Source organism: Isoptericola sp. NPDC056573 (assembly GCF_042793335.1).
Lineage (GTDB): Bacteria > Actinomycetota > Actinomycetes > Actinomycetales > Cellulomonadaceae > Isoptericola.
The window spans coordinates 55,641-70,436 of the sequence record NZ_JBHTUY010000009.1; the positions used below are offsets into that span (position 1 = coordinate 55,641).

General features: G+C 74.1%; 15 protein-coding genes. 9 read left to right on the forward strand and 6 right to left on the reverse strand.

The window, feature by feature from the left end; translation table 11 throughout:
- Positions 1-45: 45 nt before the first annotated feature.
- Positions 46-1,785, reverse strand: coding sequence for a pyruvate dehydrogenase (locus ACFQ8E_RS16000; protein WP_430551558.1), 1,740 nt, complete (start codon positions 1,783-1,785; stop codon positions 46-48).
- Between the two features lie 235 nt (positions 1,786-2,020).
- On the opposite strand from ACFQ8E_RS16000, the gene ACFQ8E_RS16005 reads away from it, so the two are divergent.
- The 3 genes from ACFQ8E_RS16005 to ACFQ8E_RS16015 are packed head-to-tail and all read left to right on the forward strand — an operon-like array spanning position 2,021 to position 3,690.
- Positions 2,021-2,605 carry a hypothetical protein gene (locus tag ACFQ8E_RS16005; RefSeq protein WP_430551559.1) on the forward strand — a complete coding sequence of 195 codons (585 nt, stop codon included), beginning with the start codon at positions 2,021-2,023 and terminating at the stop codon, positions 2,603-2,605.
- Positions 2,606-2,635: 30 nt separating this feature from the next.
- Positions 2,636-3,001, forward strand: a complete 366-nt coding sequence (locus ACFQ8E_RS16010) for a cupin domain-containing protein (RefSeq protein WP_430551560.1) — start codon at positions 2,636-2,638, stop codon at positions 2,999-3,001.
- Between the two features lie 5 nt (positions 3,002-3,006).
- Positions 3,007-3,690, forward strand: a complete 684-nt coding sequence (locus ACFQ8E_RS16015; protein ID WP_430551561.1) for a class I SAM-dependent methyltransferase — start codon at positions 3,007-3,009, stop codon at positions 3,688-3,690.
- Between the two features lie 45 nt (positions 3,691-3,735).
- Here ACFQ8E_RS16015 and ACFQ8E_RS16020 read toward each other — a convergent pair whose 3' ends face one another.
- Together ACFQ8E_RS16020 and ACFQ8E_RS16025 are read right to left on the reverse strand one after the other, a co-directional pair.
- The gene (locus ACFQ8E_RS16020) at positions 3,736-4,416 is read right to left on the reverse strand and encodes an SDR family oxidoreductase (protein WP_430551562.1); all 681 of its coding nucleotides are present in this window, start codon (positions 4,414-4,416) and stop codon (positions 3,736-3,738) included.
- Positions 4,417-4,501: 85 nt separating this feature from the next.
- On the reverse strand, positions 4,502-5,950 hold the full coding sequence (locus ACFQ8E_RS16025) for an MFS transporter (RefSeq protein WP_430551563.1): 1,449 nt from the start codon (positions 5,948-5,950) through the stop codon (positions 4,502-4,504).
- Positions 5,951-6,052: 102 nt separating this feature from the next.
- On the opposite strand from ACFQ8E_RS16025, the gene ACFQ8E_RS16030 reads away from it, so the two are divergent.
- The 5 genes from ACFQ8E_RS16030 to ACFQ8E_RS16050 all read left to right on the forward strand — a co-directional run bounded on the left by ACFQ8E_RS16030 (position 6,053) and on the right by ACFQ8E_RS16050 (position 9,570).
- Positions 6,053-6,970 (forward strand): helix-turn-helix transcriptional regulator, encoded by a 918-nt coding sequence (locus ACFQ8E_RS16030; protein WP_430551564.1) that lies wholly within the window; start codon positions 6,053-6,055, stop codon positions 6,968-6,970.
- A gap of 8 nt (positions 6,971-6,978) precedes the next feature.
- Positions 6,979-8,196 (forward strand): pyridoxal phosphate-dependent aminotransferase, encoded by a 1,218-nt coding sequence (locus ACFQ8E_RS16035; protein ID WP_430551565.1) that lies wholly within the window; start codon positions 6,979-6,981, stop codon positions 8,194-8,196.
- An 87-nt stretch (positions 8,197-8,283) separates the two neighbouring features.
- Complete coding sequence (locus tag ACFQ8E_RS16040) at positions 8,284-8,754, forward strand: SRPBCC family protein (RefSeq protein WP_430551566.1); 471 nt, start codon at positions 8,284-8,286, stop codon at positions 8,752-8,754.
- Positions 8,751-9,098: an ArsR/SmtB family transcription factor gene (locus tag ACFQ8E_RS16045; RefSeq protein WP_430551567.1), complete on the forward strand. Its 348-nt coding sequence runs from the start codon at positions 8,751-8,753 to the stop codon at positions 9,096-9,098. Before ACFQ8E_RS16040 ends, ACFQ8E_RS16045 begins: the two co-directional genes overlap by 4 nt.
- Positions 9,099-9,126: 28 nt before the next feature.
- Positions 9,127-9,570: an SRPBCC domain-containing protein gene (locus tag ACFQ8E_RS16050; protein ID WP_430551568.1), complete on the forward strand. Its 444-nt coding sequence runs from the start codon at positions 9,127-9,129 to the stop codon at positions 9,568-9,570.
- Between the two features lie 4 nt (positions 9,571-9,574).
- Here ACFQ8E_RS16050 and ACFQ8E_RS16055 read toward each other — a convergent pair whose 3' ends face one another.
- Positions 9,575-10,606, reverse strand: a complete 1,032-nt coding sequence (locus ACFQ8E_RS16055; RefSeq protein ID WP_430551569.1) for an acetylxylan esterase — start codon at positions 10,604-10,606, stop codon at positions 9,575-9,577.
- An 81-nt stretch (positions 10,607-10,687) separates the two neighbouring features.
- Between ACFQ8E_RS16055 and ACFQ8E_RS16060 the strand changes: the two genes are divergently transcribed.
- Complete coding sequence (locus ACFQ8E_RS16060) at positions 10,688-11,479, forward strand: DeoR/GlpR family DNA-binding transcription regulator (RefSeq protein WP_430551570.1); 792 nt, start codon at positions 10,688-10,690, stop codon at positions 11,477-11,479.
- Positions 11,480-11,517: 38 nt separating this feature from the next.
- On the opposite strand, the gene ACFQ8E_RS16065 is transcribed toward ACFQ8E_RS16060, so the two are convergent.
- Positions 11,518-12,372, reverse strand: a complete 855-nt coding sequence (locus tag ACFQ8E_RS16065; protein WP_430551571.1) for a LacI family DNA-binding transcriptional regulator — start codon at positions 12,370-12,372, stop codon at positions 11,518-11,520.
- 83 nt (positions 12,373-12,455) lie between these two features.
- Complete coding sequence (locus tag ACFQ8E_RS16070; protein ID WP_430551572.1) at positions 12,456-14,738, reverse strand: FAD-dependent oxidoreductase; 2,283 nt, start codon at positions 14,736-14,738, stop codon at positions 12,456-12,458.
- Positions 14,739-14,796: the final 58 nt, after the last annotated feature.

The following is a 14,796-nucleotide window of genomic DNA, read 5'->3' on the forward strand; positions in this document are numbered from 1 at the left end:
GGGGGTCGGCACGGCCGCCATGAGGCGGCCGTGCCGGCACCGCCGCTACCGGGGCAGGTTCCGCAGGTTCGAGCGGGCCATGGACATGACCTCGCCCATGCCGCCGCCGAAGATCTGCTTCGTCATCGCGGTGGCGAAGCCGCGGATCTGGCCGGACGTGATGGACGGCGGGATGGACAGGGCGTTGGGGTCGGTGACGACCTCGATGAGCGCCGGGCCCTTGCGGTCGAGGCCGTCGGCGAGGGCGCGGCGCAGGTCCTTGGGACGCTCCACGCGGACCGACGGGATCCCGACGGCGAGGCCGATGTTGCGGTAGTCCACCGGCGGGGAGTCGGTGCCGTACGACGGCAGCCCCTCGACCAGCATCTCGAGCTTCACCATGCCGAGCGTCGCGTTGTTGAAGACGACGACCTTCACCGGCAGGTCGTAGGTGCGCACCGTGATGAGCTCGCCCAGCAGCATCGACAGCCCGCCGTCGCCGGCGAGGGCCACGACCTGCCGGCCGGGCTCCGCGAACGCGGCGCCGATGGCGTGCGGCAGGGCGTTCGCCATCGACCCGTGGATGAACGACCCGATGACGCGCCGCTTCCCGTTGGGCGTGAGGTACCGCGCCGCCCAGACGTTGTTCATGCCGGTGTCGACGGTGAACACGGCGTCGTCGGCCGCCGTCTCGTCGAGCTGCACGGCCGCGTACTCGGGGTGGATGGGCGTGTGCTTCTCCACGTTGCGGGTGTACGCGCCGACGACCTTGGTCATGATCCCGGCGTGCTTGTCGACCATGGAGCGCAGGAACTTGCGGTCCTTCTTGCGCTTGATCAGCGGGTTGAGCAGCTTCAGGGCCTCGCCGACGTCGCCGTGCACGGGCAGGTCGAGGCGGGTGCGGCGGCCGAGGTGGGAGGCGTCGACGTCGATCTGCGCGGTGCGCACGTCGGCGGGCAGGAACGAGTCGTACGGGAAGTCGGTACCCACCAGGACCAGCAGGTCGGCCGAGTGCATCGCCTCGTGGCAGGAGCCGTAGCCGAGCAGGCCGGACATGCCGACGTCGTGGGGGTTCTCGTACTGGATGATCTCCTTGCCGCGCAGCGAGTGGCCGACCGGCGCGGCCGCCAGGTCGGCGAGCTCCAGGACGGCGTCGCGGGCGTCGCGCGCCCCGGCGCCGACGAACAGCGTGACCTTCTTGGCCTGGTTGATGGCGTCGGCGAGGGCCTCGACGTCGCCGTCGTTCGGCACGACGCGCGCGGGGCACGCGCCGGGCACGAGGATCGGGGCGTCGTCGTCGGGCACGCGCTCGTCGGCGACGTCGCCCGGCAGGGTGAGCACGGCGACGCCCGGGGCGGCGAGCGCGTGCTGGATGGCCGACCGCGTGACGCGCGGCAGCTGGGCCGGCGACGAGATCAGCTCCGAGAACACCGACGCCTCGTTGAAGATGCGGTCCGGGTGCGTCTCCTGGAAGAACTGCGTGCCGATCTGCGCGCTCGGGATGTGCGAGGCGATGGCGAGCACGGGCAGCCGGGACCGGTTGGCGTCGTAGAGGCCGTTGATGAGGTGCAGGTTGCCCGGCCCGCACGACCCGGCGCAGACGGCGAGCTCGCCCGTCACCTCGGCGTCGGCGGCGGCCGCGAACGCCGCCGCCTCCTCGTGGCGCACGTGCACCCAGTCGATGCCGTCGGTGCGGCGGACGGCGTCGACCACGGGGTTCAGGGAGTCCCCGACGATCCCGTAGATGCGCTTCACGCCGGCGGCGACGAGCTGGTCGACGAGGTGTTCGGCGACGGTGCGGGCCATGACGAGACCTCCTGATGACGGCGGCTGGTCCGTCTCGATCCTGCCTCCGACGCCGTGTTTCCGCAGGACGTCGGGGCGTGAGGTGGCACACCGTCCCTGGAGCGCGCGTCGTCCCCCTGCCTGCCCGCGTCGGGGACGACCCGCTCTGCTAGGTTCCTGGCGGGCTGCCGTCGGCCGCCTCGCCGCGCGCCGTTGTCGCGGACACGGCGGCATCCCGAGACGGAGGAGTGGCCCGATGGCAGAGATCGCGTGGCTGGTCACCGGTGAGCGGTCGGGACTGACGTTCCTCACCAGCCCCGACGGCGACCCCGCCGCGATCCGCGAGGCCCTCGGACGACTCGACGGCGTCTCGGCCGTCATGACCGCCCCACCCCAGCCGGGCTGGTACCGGGCGGTCTCCCGACTGGGCTACGTCTGGTACGTGCTCGTCGCCGTGCTCGCCTTCGCCGTGCTCACCGTGGCGTCCGACCTGACCGTGACCCGGACGCTGCTCTACTCCGTGCTCCTTGCCGCCGTCCTCGGGCCGATCACCGGCGGCGTCCTCGCCTCCGTGGCCCGCCGGCAGGCACGGGTCGAGGGTGCCGACGACGCGGCGCGCGACGCCGCGATCGCCGAGCGCTCCCTGGTCCGCATCCCGCAGCAGGGGACCGTCGAGGCGGTCCGCACGATCGTCGCCGCGGACGCCGCGCAGGAGCCCCGCGTGCACGACCTCGCCTGGCGCACCAGCGCCGCGTACGACGTCGACACCGACCCCGAGGCGTCGACCGCGGCCGACGAGCTGTTCGACCTGCAGGACCGGATCTCCCCCGAGCCCTCCTGAGCGAGGTCGCCGCGTGCCTACGCTGACCGGATGAGCAGCGACGTGAGGAACATCCGGACCGCCCTCGAGAGCATCGCGCAGCCCTGGCAGCCCCACCTGCTGGCGAGCGTCAACGACTACGCGGTGAAGGTGGTCAAGCTCGACGGCGAGTTCGTGTGGCACACGCACGACGACACGGACGAGCTGTTCCTCGTGCTCAGCGGGCGGCTCACCATCCAGCTCCGGGACCGTGACGTCGTCCTCGGGCCGCAGGACGTGTTCGTCGTGCCGCGGGGCGTCGAGCACTGCCCGCGGGCCGACGGCGAGGTGCACGCGCTGCTCGTCGAGCCGACCGCGACCGTCAACACCGGGGACGCCGGCGGCGAGCGGACCGCGCCGCTGCGCGAGCTCGGCTGAGCACCGTGCCCTCGACGGCCCACGACCCGAGTGCCGCCTACGCGGCCCGGGCGCAGGAGTACACGGACCTGTTCGGCTCGATGGACGCCGTGCACGACGACGACCGGGCGCTCGTCGAGCGGTGGGCCGCCGGGCTGACCGGGCGCGTCGTCGATGCCGGGTGCGGGCCGGGGCACTGGACGGACTTCCTCGCCCGGCAGGGCCTCGACGCGGAGGGTGTCGACCTCGCGGAATCGTTCCTGGCCCTCGCCCGGGCGGCGTACCCCGGCGTCCCGTTCCGCCGCGCCTCGCTCGCCGACCTCGGCGTGCCCGACGGCGGCCTCGGCGGCGTGCTGGCCTGGTACTCGCTCATCCACACCCCGCCCGAGGCTGTGGCCGGCACGAGTGGGGACGGCACGGGTGTGGACGACGTGCTCGCGGAGCTCGCCCGCGCCGTCGCGCCGGGCGGCGGGCTGCTGCTCGGGTTCTGCCGCGGCCCGCGCGTCGAGCCGTTCGACCACGCCGTGACGACCGCCTGGTTCTGGCCCGTCGACGAGCTGGCGGCGCGGGTCGTGCGGGCGGGGTTCGACGTCGTCGAGACGGCGGAGCGCACCGACCCGGGCGTGCGCCCGCACGGCGCGATCAGCGCACGGCGTCGGGCGGCGTCCGTGAAGCGCTCGACGATCGGCCGTGCGTCGCCGTCGCGGTAGTAGGCGGTCAGCGCCGTGAACGAAACCTTGACGAAGGCGCCCGCTCTAGTCCAGGGTGCGCAGCGCCGCGGGGATGGGCGTCTCCCCGGCGGAGAACCGGACGAAGCGCCCCACGGTCGCGGGCTCGCGCAGTGTCGCGGCCACGACCTGCGCGACGTCGGCGCGCGGCACGCTCGTGTCCGTCCCGGCGGGCACGGCGCCGGTCTCGGACAGGACGGCGATGCGCCCGGTGGGCGGCTCGTCCGTCAGCGTGCCGGGGCCGAGGATCGTCCAGTCCAGGTCGGTGGTGCGCAGGTGGTCGTCCGCGGCCAGCTTCGCGTCCGCGTAGGCGAAGAAGCCCGCGCTCTCGGGGACGCCGTGCTCCGGCGTCGAGCCCACCCACGACACCATGACGTACCGGCGCGCCCCGGCGCTCGCGGCGGCGTCCATGGACCGGATCGCCGCGTCGCGGTCGACGGCGTACGTGCGCTGGGGGTCGCCGCCGCCCGCCCCGGCGGACCACACGACGGCGTCCGCGCCGGTCAGCGCGGCGGCGATCTCGTCGGTGCCGGCGTGCTCCACGTCCAGCAGGAGGGGCTCGGCGCCGAGGTCGGCGACACGGTCGACCTGCTCGGGCTTGCGCACCACCCCGACGACGTCGACCACCGGCCCCGTGCCACCGTCGGCGAGCAGCGGGAGGAGCTGGCGCGCGACCTTGCCGAGCGCACCGATGACGACGACCTTCATGACGACCTCCGAACGGGGCGAGGGACCGGACTCCCACCGTAAGCGCCCGCGGGCGGGTCGCCACCGTGGGCAGGGGAACCCGCGGTCAGCGGGCCCGCGCGATCCGGGCGGCCAGGGCGGCGAAGGCGAGCGCCAGCCCCGCCTGCACGCCGACGGCGACGACGAACCCGCGCGGCAGGCCGGCGGCGTCGGGCACCCCGCCATGCGCCGCGACGGCCTGGAACAGCCCGCCGAGCACGGCGACCCCGAGGCCGAGGCCGAGCTGCTGCAGGGTGGTGAACAGCCCGCCCGCGACGCCGGCGGCCCAGGTGGGCGTGCGCGACAGGACGGTGCGCAGCACCGGCCCGTACATGAGCGCCTGCGCGGCGCCGAGGGCCATGAGCAGCGGCTGCAGTGCCGCCGTCGTCCCGGCGTGCCCGCCGCCGACGACGAGGGCGAGCCCGCCCAGCACGGCGGCCTGCGCGACGGCGGCGCCGGTCATCGTCCAGCGCCCGGTACGCCGCTCGATGGCGGGCGTCGCGAGGGCCGTGGCGACGAACGCGCCGCCGAAGCCGAGCAGCAGCACGACCGTCCCCCAGGCGTCGGCGCCCAGCGCGCCCTGCGCGAGCGCCGAGATCTCGTAGAGGAACGCTCCGTAGCCGGTGAAGAACAGCAGGGTCATCACCAGCCCGTCCCGCACGACGCGGGTGCGCAGCACGCTCGGCGGCACGACCGGCAGCTCACCGCGCCGCTCGGAGGCGCGCTGCGACCGGGCGAACAGGCCGAGGACGACACCCGCCGCGGCGAGCATCCCGAGCAGCGCGGGCGGCCAGCCGGCGGACGCGCCGAGCGTCAGCGGCACCACGAGCAGCAGCAGGCCGGCGGCCAGCAGGGCGGCGCCGCGCAGGTCGAGGGCGAGCGGCGCCGTCGACCGCGACTCCGGCACGGTGCGCAGCGCGAGCAGGGCCGCGACGGCGATCGCCCCGGTGGCGGCCTGCACCTCGCGCCAGCCCAGGTGGTCGCCGGCGACGCCGGCCACGGCTCCCGCGAGGACCTGCCCGGCGATGGTCGCGACGCCGCTGACGGCGGTGAACAGGGTGACGCCGAGCGTGCGCAGACGGTCGGGCGCGGTGGCCTGGATGGTGGACAGCACCTGCGGGGTGAACAGCCCCGCGGCGACGCCGAGCCCCGCGCGCAGCGCCACGAGCACGGGCAGCGTCGGGGCGAACGCCGCCAGCACGGAGAGCACGGCGAACGCCGCGAGGCCCGCGGCGAGGAGCCGCCGTCGCCCGTAGCGGTCGCCCAGCCGGCCTGCCACGACCAGCGTCGCGGCGAAGGTCGTCGTGTACGCGGACAGGACGAGCTGCCCGCCCGAGACCGCGGTGCCGAGGTCCGCGGTGATGGCCGGGGCAAGCAGGTTGACCGACCCGAACGTCATGTTGACGGGCAGGTACGCGACGAGCAGGACGGCGAGCCCGAGGCCGGTGAGCGCGCGCGGCGACGCCGTCACGGGTCGCGCGACGCGTCGTGCGGGCGGGGTGGTGGTGGTGGTCATGACGACGACGGTGCGTCCGCGCCCATCCTGGTACCAGGAGCCTGCCGATCGTGGTACCACCACCACCTGGTTGCGTGCCCGGGCGGGAGCGACACTGGGGCGGTGACCTCGACGACCCCCGACCGTGCCGCCCTCGGCGCCTTCCTGCGCGAGCGCCGCGGACGCGTGGCGCCCGGCGACGTCGGGCTGCCCGCCGGCGGCCGGCGCCGCACGCCGGGGCTGCGCCGCGAAGAGGTGGCGCAGCTCGCCGGCGTGGGGGTGACCTGGTACACGTGGCTCGAGCAGGGGAGGGCCAGGAACGTCTCGGACCAGGTGCTCGAGGCCGTCGCCCGGGTGCTGCGGCTCGACGACGCCGAGCGCCGCCACCTCATGGTGCTCGCCGGCCGTGAGACCGCCGTCGCGCCCGGACCGCCGCCCGGGGTGCGACCGGAACAGCTCGCGGTGCTCGCCGGGCTGCTCCCGTACCCGGCGGCGGTGCAGACCGACGCCTACGACCTGCTCGCGGCCAACCGGGCGTACCGCTACCTGTTCGACGACCTCGACGCCCGGCCGGCGGAGGACCGTAACTGCGCCTGGCTGATGTTCACCGAGCCGCGCTGGCGCGGGGCGCTCGGCGACGCGGAGGACGTCGTGCTGCACAACATCGCCGCCCGGCTGCGGGCCCGCGAGCCCGAGCATCGCGACGACCCCCGCTGGACCGCCCTGCTGGCGCGGCTGCGGGCGTCGTCGGCGGACTTCGTGCGGCACTGGGAGTCGTACGACGTCGCCGGGGACGGCACCCAGCTGCGGCACTACACCTCGGCGCGCGCCGGCCGCCTCGACGTGCACTTCCAGAGCCTGTGGCTGGACCGGGCCCGCGGCGACCGCATCATCGTCATGACGCCGGCCGACGACGTCACCGCGCAACGCCTGGAGCGGCTGGACGCGCTGGTGGGGGCGGCGCCCGCCGTCACGTCGCGGGACGACGGGGCCGCTGGTCGCGGATTGGCCGTGTCGGGCACCGCTCCGGCGGGGGGATGATGGTCCCCGTGCGCACCATCCGACAGAGCCGCAAGCTCCGCGGCGTCCGCTACGACGTCCGCGGTCCCATCCTCGTCGAGGCCCAGCGCCTCGAGGCCGAGGGTCACCGCATCCTCAAGCTGAACATCGGCAACACGGCGCCGTTCGGCTTCGAGGCACCGGCGGCCATCCAGGCCGACGTCGTGCACCACCTGCCGGAGGCGCAGGGATACAGCGACTCCCGCGGCATCTACGAGGCACGCACCGCGGTGGCGCAGTACTACCAGTCGCGCGGGCTGCGCGACACGAGCGTGGACGACGTGTTCATCGGCAACGGCGTCTCAGAGCTCATCTCGATGGTGCTGCAGGCGTTCGTCGACGAGGGGAACGAGATCCTCGTCCCCGCGCCGGACTACCCGCTGTGGACGGGCGCCGTCACGCTGTGCGGCGGTACGGCCGTGCACTACCGGTGCGACGAGGAGAACGGCTGGATGCCGGACCTCGAGGACCTCGAGTCGAAGATCACCGAGAACACGCACGCCATGGTGATCATCAACCCGAACAACCCCACCGGCGCCGTGTACAGCAAGGAGATGGTGGAGGCGATGGTCGACATCGCCCGCCGCCACGACCTCGTCGTCCTCACCGACGAGATCTACGAGAAGATCTTGTTCGACGGCGCCACGCACCACCACGCCGCGGCCGCGGCGGGCGACGACGTGCTGTGCCTGACGTTCAGCGGCCTGTCCAAGGCGTACCGCGTCTGCGGCTACCGCGCGGGCTGGGTCATGGTGTCGGGCCCGAAGGAGACCGCCACCGAGTTCCTCGAGGGCCTCACCCTGCTGGCCAACATGCGCATGTGCGCGAACGTGCCCGCGCAGCACGCCATCCAGACGGCGCTGGGCGGCTACCAGTCGATCGACGAGCTCATCGTGCCCGGCGGCCGGTTCTATGACCAGGCGATGCTGGCCGACAAGCTGCTCAACGAGATCCCCGGCGTCACGTCCGTGCGGCCGAAGGGCGCGCTGTACTGCTTCCCGCGTCTCGACCCGGAGATGTACCCGATCGAGGACGACGAGGCGTTCGTCATCGACCTGCTGCGGGCCAAGAAGATCCTGGTCACCCACGGCACCGGGTTCAACTGGTTCGAGCCCGACCACTTCCGCCTCGTCACGCTGCCCGACGAGGAGGTCCTCACCGAGGCGATCGGCCGCATCGGGGAGTTCCTGGCCACGCGTCGGCGGTAGCGAGACCCACCCGTTCTGCAACTAGTGGTTGCGCATCCTTGGCCTGCGGGCTACGGTGATGCGCAACCACTAGTTGCAGGAGGGGTCATGGGGTCGACGAACGAGCTCGGCAGCATCGAACGGGAGATCTACGTCGAGGCGGCGCCGGAGGTCGTCTTCGAGGTGGTGAGCAGCCCGGAGCAGGTCCGCCAGTGGTGGCCGGACGACGCCCGGTACGACCCCGCGCCCGGCGGCACCGGGGAGATCGCGTTCGGCGAGGGCGCCGACCGGACGGTCGAGCAGCTCACCGTCGTCGAGTCGCTGCCGCCGCGGACCTTCTCGTTCCGCTGGACGCACCCGGCGGGGCAGGAGGCGGCGCCGGGCAACTCCCTGCTCGTCACCTTCGAGCTCGTGCCGTCGGGCGACGGGACGCTGCTGCGCATGACCGAGACCGGCTTCCGCGAGCAGGGCTGGGAGATCGCGGTCCTCGAGCAGCGCTACCGCGAGCACGTCGAGGGCTGGACCTACTACCTGCCGCGGCTGGTGACCTACGCGGCGTCGCTGGAGGTCCGCTCATGACCGGGACGTCGTCGCCGGTCGACGACGCGCTCTGGTCCGCGATCGGCGACCCCACCCGGCGCCGCATCCTCGACCTGCTGCTCGCGGACGGCGGCGGCACCGCGTCGTCGCTGAGCCGGCAGCTGCCGGTGACGCGACAGGCCGTGGCGAAGCACCTCGACGTGCTCGACCGCGCCGGGCTCGTCCGGTCGACGACCGCGGGCCGGGAGAAGCGGTGCGAGGTCGACGCCGCCCAGCTCACGCGCGCCGCCGACCAGCTGGCCGCCGTCGGCCGCACCTGGGACCGGCGCCTGCAGCGCATCAAGGGGATCGCCGAGGCGATCCAGAGCTCACGGCAGAGCTGAGCAGTACCGAGCTGAGAGGAGCACGACGATGGTGGACATCCTGCACAGGATCGGGACGACGACCGCGACGCCCCAGGAGCTGTACGACGCGCTGACGACCGTGGACGGTCTCGCCGGCTGGTGGACCGAGGAGACGACCGGCGACGCCGGCCTCGGCGGGAAGATCGAGTTCCGCTTCCCCGACGGCGGGTTCGTGATGGAGGTCGAGGAGCTGCGACCGCGCGAGCGCGTGGTGTGGCGCGTCGTCGGCGGCCCGGACGAGTGGGTCGGCACGACGGTCGAGTGGGACCTGCGCCAGGACGGCGACTGGACGATCCTGCTGTTCGCGCACCGCGGCTGGCGCGAGCCCGTCGAGTTCATGCACCACTGCAGCACCAAGTGGGCCACGTTCCTGCAGAGCCTCAAGGCCCAGGTCGAGGGCGGCGACGCCGCGCCGTCGCCCCGGGACGTGAAGATCGACAACTGGAACTGAGGCCCTACCGCGTCGCGCGGGCTACGGCCCGCGCGACGTGCTCGCGCGTGGCGGCGAACGCCGCCGCCATCTCGCGCGCCTGGCCCGGGTACTCCGCGTGACCGGCGGAGTGCACCGCCAGCTCCAGCTCCGCCCCGGTCCCGGCGCGCTCGGCGGCGGAGACGCCGGCCGCCACGCCGAACTGCCCGGGCGGCGGCACGTGCGCGTCCCACAGGGCGCACTCCACGCGGGTCGGCACCCGCAGGTACGTCGCCGCGACGGACGCGTCGGTGAGCGCGAGGACCGCGCGGGCCTCCGGGTGCTCCGCCACGTACGCCCGCTGCGCCTCGCCGCTGCCGGTGCACGGCACGGTGAGGCGCTCGTCGTACTGGCCGAAGCTCGGTACCTCCAGCGTGGCGCCCACGAACCGGTCGTCCCACGGCACGGCCAGCGCGCCGACGCCGCCGCCGAAGCTGGTCCCCGCGTAGTACAGGGGAAGGTCGGCGGGCACGCCCGGGACGTCGGTCAGCGCCTCCTGCAGCGCGGTCGCGGCGTGCCACAGGTCGACGGCGCAGCGGCCGAGCACGTACGTCTCGACGTCCTCGATCCCGGCGAGCACGTGCGCGGTGCTCACGTCCGGCGCCCCGACCCCGGCGTTGAGCGTCCCGAGCCCTCGCGCGACGGGGAAGATCACCGCCGCGTCGTGCGGCACCCGCTCGAACGACGGCGCCTCGCGGCCGCCGTACCCGTGGCCGTGCACGATCCCCACCCGGACCGGGCCGTCCACGGGCAGCGCCAGCCACGCGCGCAGGCGCAGGCCGCCGTCGGCGGTGAACGTCACCACGGAGACCTCGTGCGCCCCATGCCGGCCCGCCGGCTTGGCCACGACGTCGGCGGGGACCCTGCGCGCCGCGGCGTGCCACGACCGCCACAGGTCGGCGAAGCCGTCCGGCTCGGCGGCGGGCGGCACGGCCCGCAGGCCGGCCTCGTCGTACCCGTAGGTGCCGTCGATCGGGCTGCCCGGGAACCAGGCGTCGTAGGGGGCGGGCAGGGTCACGGGAGCTCCAGGTTCTCGAGGTCCGGGGGAACGGGCGGCACGCTGCGTGACAGACTGTGCCGCGGGTCGAAAGGGGAGCGGGTGCTCGTCGCAGAACGCAGGTCGCGGATCGTGGCCGAGGTGCGCCGCCGGGGCGCCGCGAGCGTCACGGAGCTGGCGCAGGAGCTGGGCGTCAGCGCGATGACGGTGCGCCGGGACATCGAGGCGCTCGCGGACGCGGGCGAGCTCGACCGGGTGCGCGGCGGGGCCACCACCCGCGGGGACGCGGGCGCCGTGCAGGAGCACGGGTTCGCCTCGCGGGTGCAGCAGCAGGTCGGGGCCAAGCGGGCCATCGCCCGCCGCGCCGCGCAGCTCGTGGAGCCCGGCATGGCCGTGGGGCTCTCGGGCGGCACGACGGCGTGGGTGCTCGCCCAGGAGCTGCGCGCCGTCCCGGACCTCACCGTGGTGACCAACTCGCTGCCGGTCGCGGAGGTGTTCCGCCGTCCCGACCGTTCCGACGAGCCGTACACGCAGTCCGTGGTGCTGACCGGCGGCGTGCGCACGCCGTCCGACGCGCTCGTGGGCCCCGTCGCGGTCCGGTCGCTGGAGCACCTGCACCTCGACCTCGCGTTCCTCGGCGTGCACGGCGTCGACCTGCACGCAGGCCTCACGACGCCCAACCTGCTGGAGGCGGAGACCGACCGCGCGCTGCTGGCCGCGGGCCAGGACGCCGTCGTGCTCGCCGACCACACCAAGTGGGGCGTCGTCGGCCTCACGACGATCGTCGACCTGCACGAGGTGGAGCACCTCGTGACGGACGACGGCCTGGACGACGACGCGCGCGAGCTGCTGGAGGCGCACGTGGGCGAGCTCTGGGTGGTGCCGGTCGACTGACCGCCGTGCTCCGGCACGCTGTCGGGCGGCGCCACCCGTCAGCGGGCGGTGCTCGCGCGCCGCACGACGCGCGCGTCCACGACCACGTGCTGCACCGGCAGGTTGGCACCCGGCGGGGTGGCGATCTGCCGCTCCAGCTCGCTCAGCGCGCGCTCGACGAGGGCCTCCTTGTCGGGGGAGACGGACGTGAGCGACGGCGTCGCGAACTGCGCGCCGCGCACGTCGTCGATCCCGACGACGGCGACGTCGTCGGGGACGCGCCGCCCGGCCTCGTGCAGGGCGGGCAGCGCCCCGAACGCGACCGAGTCGTTGGAGCAGACGATGCCGTCGAGCTCGACGCCACGCTCCAGCAGGTCGCGGACGGCGCGCCGCCCCTCGGCGGGGGTGAACGACTCGACCTGGGCGACGAGCGCGGGGTCGTCCGCGATCCCGAGCGCGGCGACGGCCTCGCGGTAGCCGGCGTACCGGCGGTCGGCGGCGTCCGAGGGGCGCGCGTCCCGCGGGCCGACGAACGCGACCCGCCGGCACCCGACCGACGCCAGGTGCTCGGTGGCGGCGTACGACGCGGCCCGGTTGTCGATCGTCACGTGCGTGAAGGGGCTGACGAGGATGTGCTCGCCGAGCAGCACCAACGGCCCGGGGGAGGTGCGGCGCGTCAGGTCGGCCACGGACAGGGCGCGGGGGATGTGGATGAGCCCGTCGGTCGGGGGCAGCCCGATGCCGTTGGCGACGTCCACCTCGCGCTCGTGGTCGCCCGCGGTCTGCTGGATGAGGATCGACAGCCCGCGCTCGTCGGCGCGCCGCACGAGCAGCGCCGTGAGCTCGGCGAAGTACGGCTCCTCGAGGTCCGGCACGGCGAGCGCCACGATGCCGGTGCGCTCCTTCCTGTGCACGGCGGTCAGCGTAGCCCGGTCCGCCGTCCGGGACACCGTCGCGACGCTGCGCGCGGTGCGGGTGAGTCCTGCATGGGGCACGGTCACTCCTGCACGCGCAGCGCGACCACGCGGGCCTGCGCCGAGCCGTTCGTGGCGCGGACGACGAGCCGCGCGGCCCGCAGCGCGCCGAGGTCGTCGGGCAGCGGGTGGGTGCGCAGGCGCCACCGGTTGTCGGTCTCGTCGGCCACCGTCACCCAGTCGCCCCCGTCCGCCGGCAGCACCTCGACCCGGTAGTCCTTGACCAGGGTCGGCATGATCTCGTCGGGCGTGCGGTGATGGTGCAGGGTGTTCAGCTCGACGTCGAGGTCGTCGTCGAGCACGAGGCGGACCTCGCGCGCGGTCACCGGCTCGTCCCAGTCGAGGCGCAGCCACTCGTCGCGGCCCGCCACCATCGGCGAGGACGCCCAGAGGTTCGGGCCGCCGTGGTTGCGGTGGTAGCCGCTCGTCGCGCGCTCCGGCGCGAGCGCCCGGGTGTCCGGGCCGGCGCGGAACACGACGGACCGCCCGCGCAGCGGCTTGGTGGGCCACTGCACCAGCAGCTCCTCGGAGCTGATCTGCACGTTCTGGTCGTCGTTGTCGACGCGGTGCACCAGCGTGAGCACCCCGGCCGGCAGCGGGGAGGTGAGGCGGACGGCGACGTCCGGGTTGGCGCGCAGCACGACGACGGCGTTCTGCGGCACGTCGGGGGCGAACGGCACGTGCGCCGTGACCCAGCGCTCGTCGCCCGCCGGCACGACGACGTCGGTCTTGGCCTCCAGGTGGGCGGGCACCACGTTCTGCGGCTTGCCGGTGGAGAACACCTCGACCGACAGCGTCGTGTCGCGGCGGGCGGAGACGAGCAGCTCGACCGTGTCGAGGCGCGGGTCCACGGGCAGCACGATGCCGAGGTCGACGTCGAGGTCGTAGACGTCGTACGCGTCGTAGGGGTCGCCGTCGCTGGGCTCGGCGACGGGCGCGGCGACCCGCGTCGTCGTGCTGGACGCGGTGACCCGAGCGCGGCGGGCGAGGTCGTGCGGGTCGGTGTTCGCGATGCCGACGGCGGGCGCGTCCCAGCGCAGCAGCGTCTGGCGCAGCTCGTCGAGGTGGTCGGTGTAGATCCCGCGCGGGGTGGTGCCGTGCTCCACGCACAGGGCCGCCGCCGTGCCTGCGGCCTGGCCCATCGCGCCGCACGTCGCCATGACGCGCGCGGCGCCGAAGGCGATGTGCGTGGCGGACACGTCGCGACCCGCGAACAGCATGTTCTCCACGTTCACGGAGTACAGGGAGCGGTAGGGGATCTCGAAGACGCCCTCGGAGAACCGTTGCAGCGCGCCCGCGCCCTCGGCGTACATGCCCTGGGCGGGGTGCAGGTCGATGGACCAGCCGCCGAACGCGACGCCGTCCTCGAAGACGGTCTGGTCGACGACGTCGCCCTGGTGCAGCGTGTAGTCGCCGATCAGGCGGCGGTACTCGCGCTTGCCCGGCACGTTGCCGATCCACTCGAGCGTGAGGTTGTCGGCGTCGAACTTGCCGGAGTTCTTGATGTAGTCCCAGATACCGAGGATCACGCCGCGCAGCTCGTCGCGGATGCGCTCGTTGTCGTCGACGATGTCGAGCTCGCCGCCCCACTCGATCCACCAGTAGTGGGCGCCCGAGTCGCCGCTGCGGATCACGCGGTTCATCGGGATGGGCGTGGTGGTGATGTCGATCGCGGTCTCCGGCGCCACGTACTTCACCGGGTGGCCGAGGTCCTTGGTGTAGAAGAGCAGCGTGGAGCCGAGGAACTCGCGCACCGGCTCCGGCGGCGCCCACTCCTCCCCGAACTCCGCCTGGGACTCCTTGCCGAGCCGGTACCTGGCGCCCGCCAGGTGCCCGACCAGGCCGTCGCCGGTGCAGTCGAGGAAGACCGGCGCGGTGAACGTCGAGAGGATCTCCGAGCCCATCGTCCAGCCCGTGACGGACTCGATCCGGCGCGCGTCGTCGGGGCCGGTCGCGGCGACGTCGCGCACGTCCGTGTTGAGGAACAGCCGGATGTTCTTCTCCCGGCGGACGGTGTCCAGCACGACGTCGTCCCAGTAGACCGGGTTGCCCTCCGGGTTGCGGTACTGGTTCTCGACGTACATCTCGCCGACGATCCCGGTCTCCCGGGCCCAGCGCTGGTTGCCGTGCGCGGTGGCGCCGCACACCCACACCCGCACCTCGGAGGAGGAGTTGCCGCCCAGCACGGGCCGGTTGTTCACCAGCACCACCTGGCGGCCCAGCCGCGCGGCGGCGACCGCCGCGCTGACGCCGGCGAGCCCTCCTCCGACGACGACGACGTCCGCCTCGACGGTCTGCGTGCGCATGATCTCTCAGTCCTCAATCCGGTGGTTGTGCTGGTCGAACGCTGTGCTTCTGGTGGTG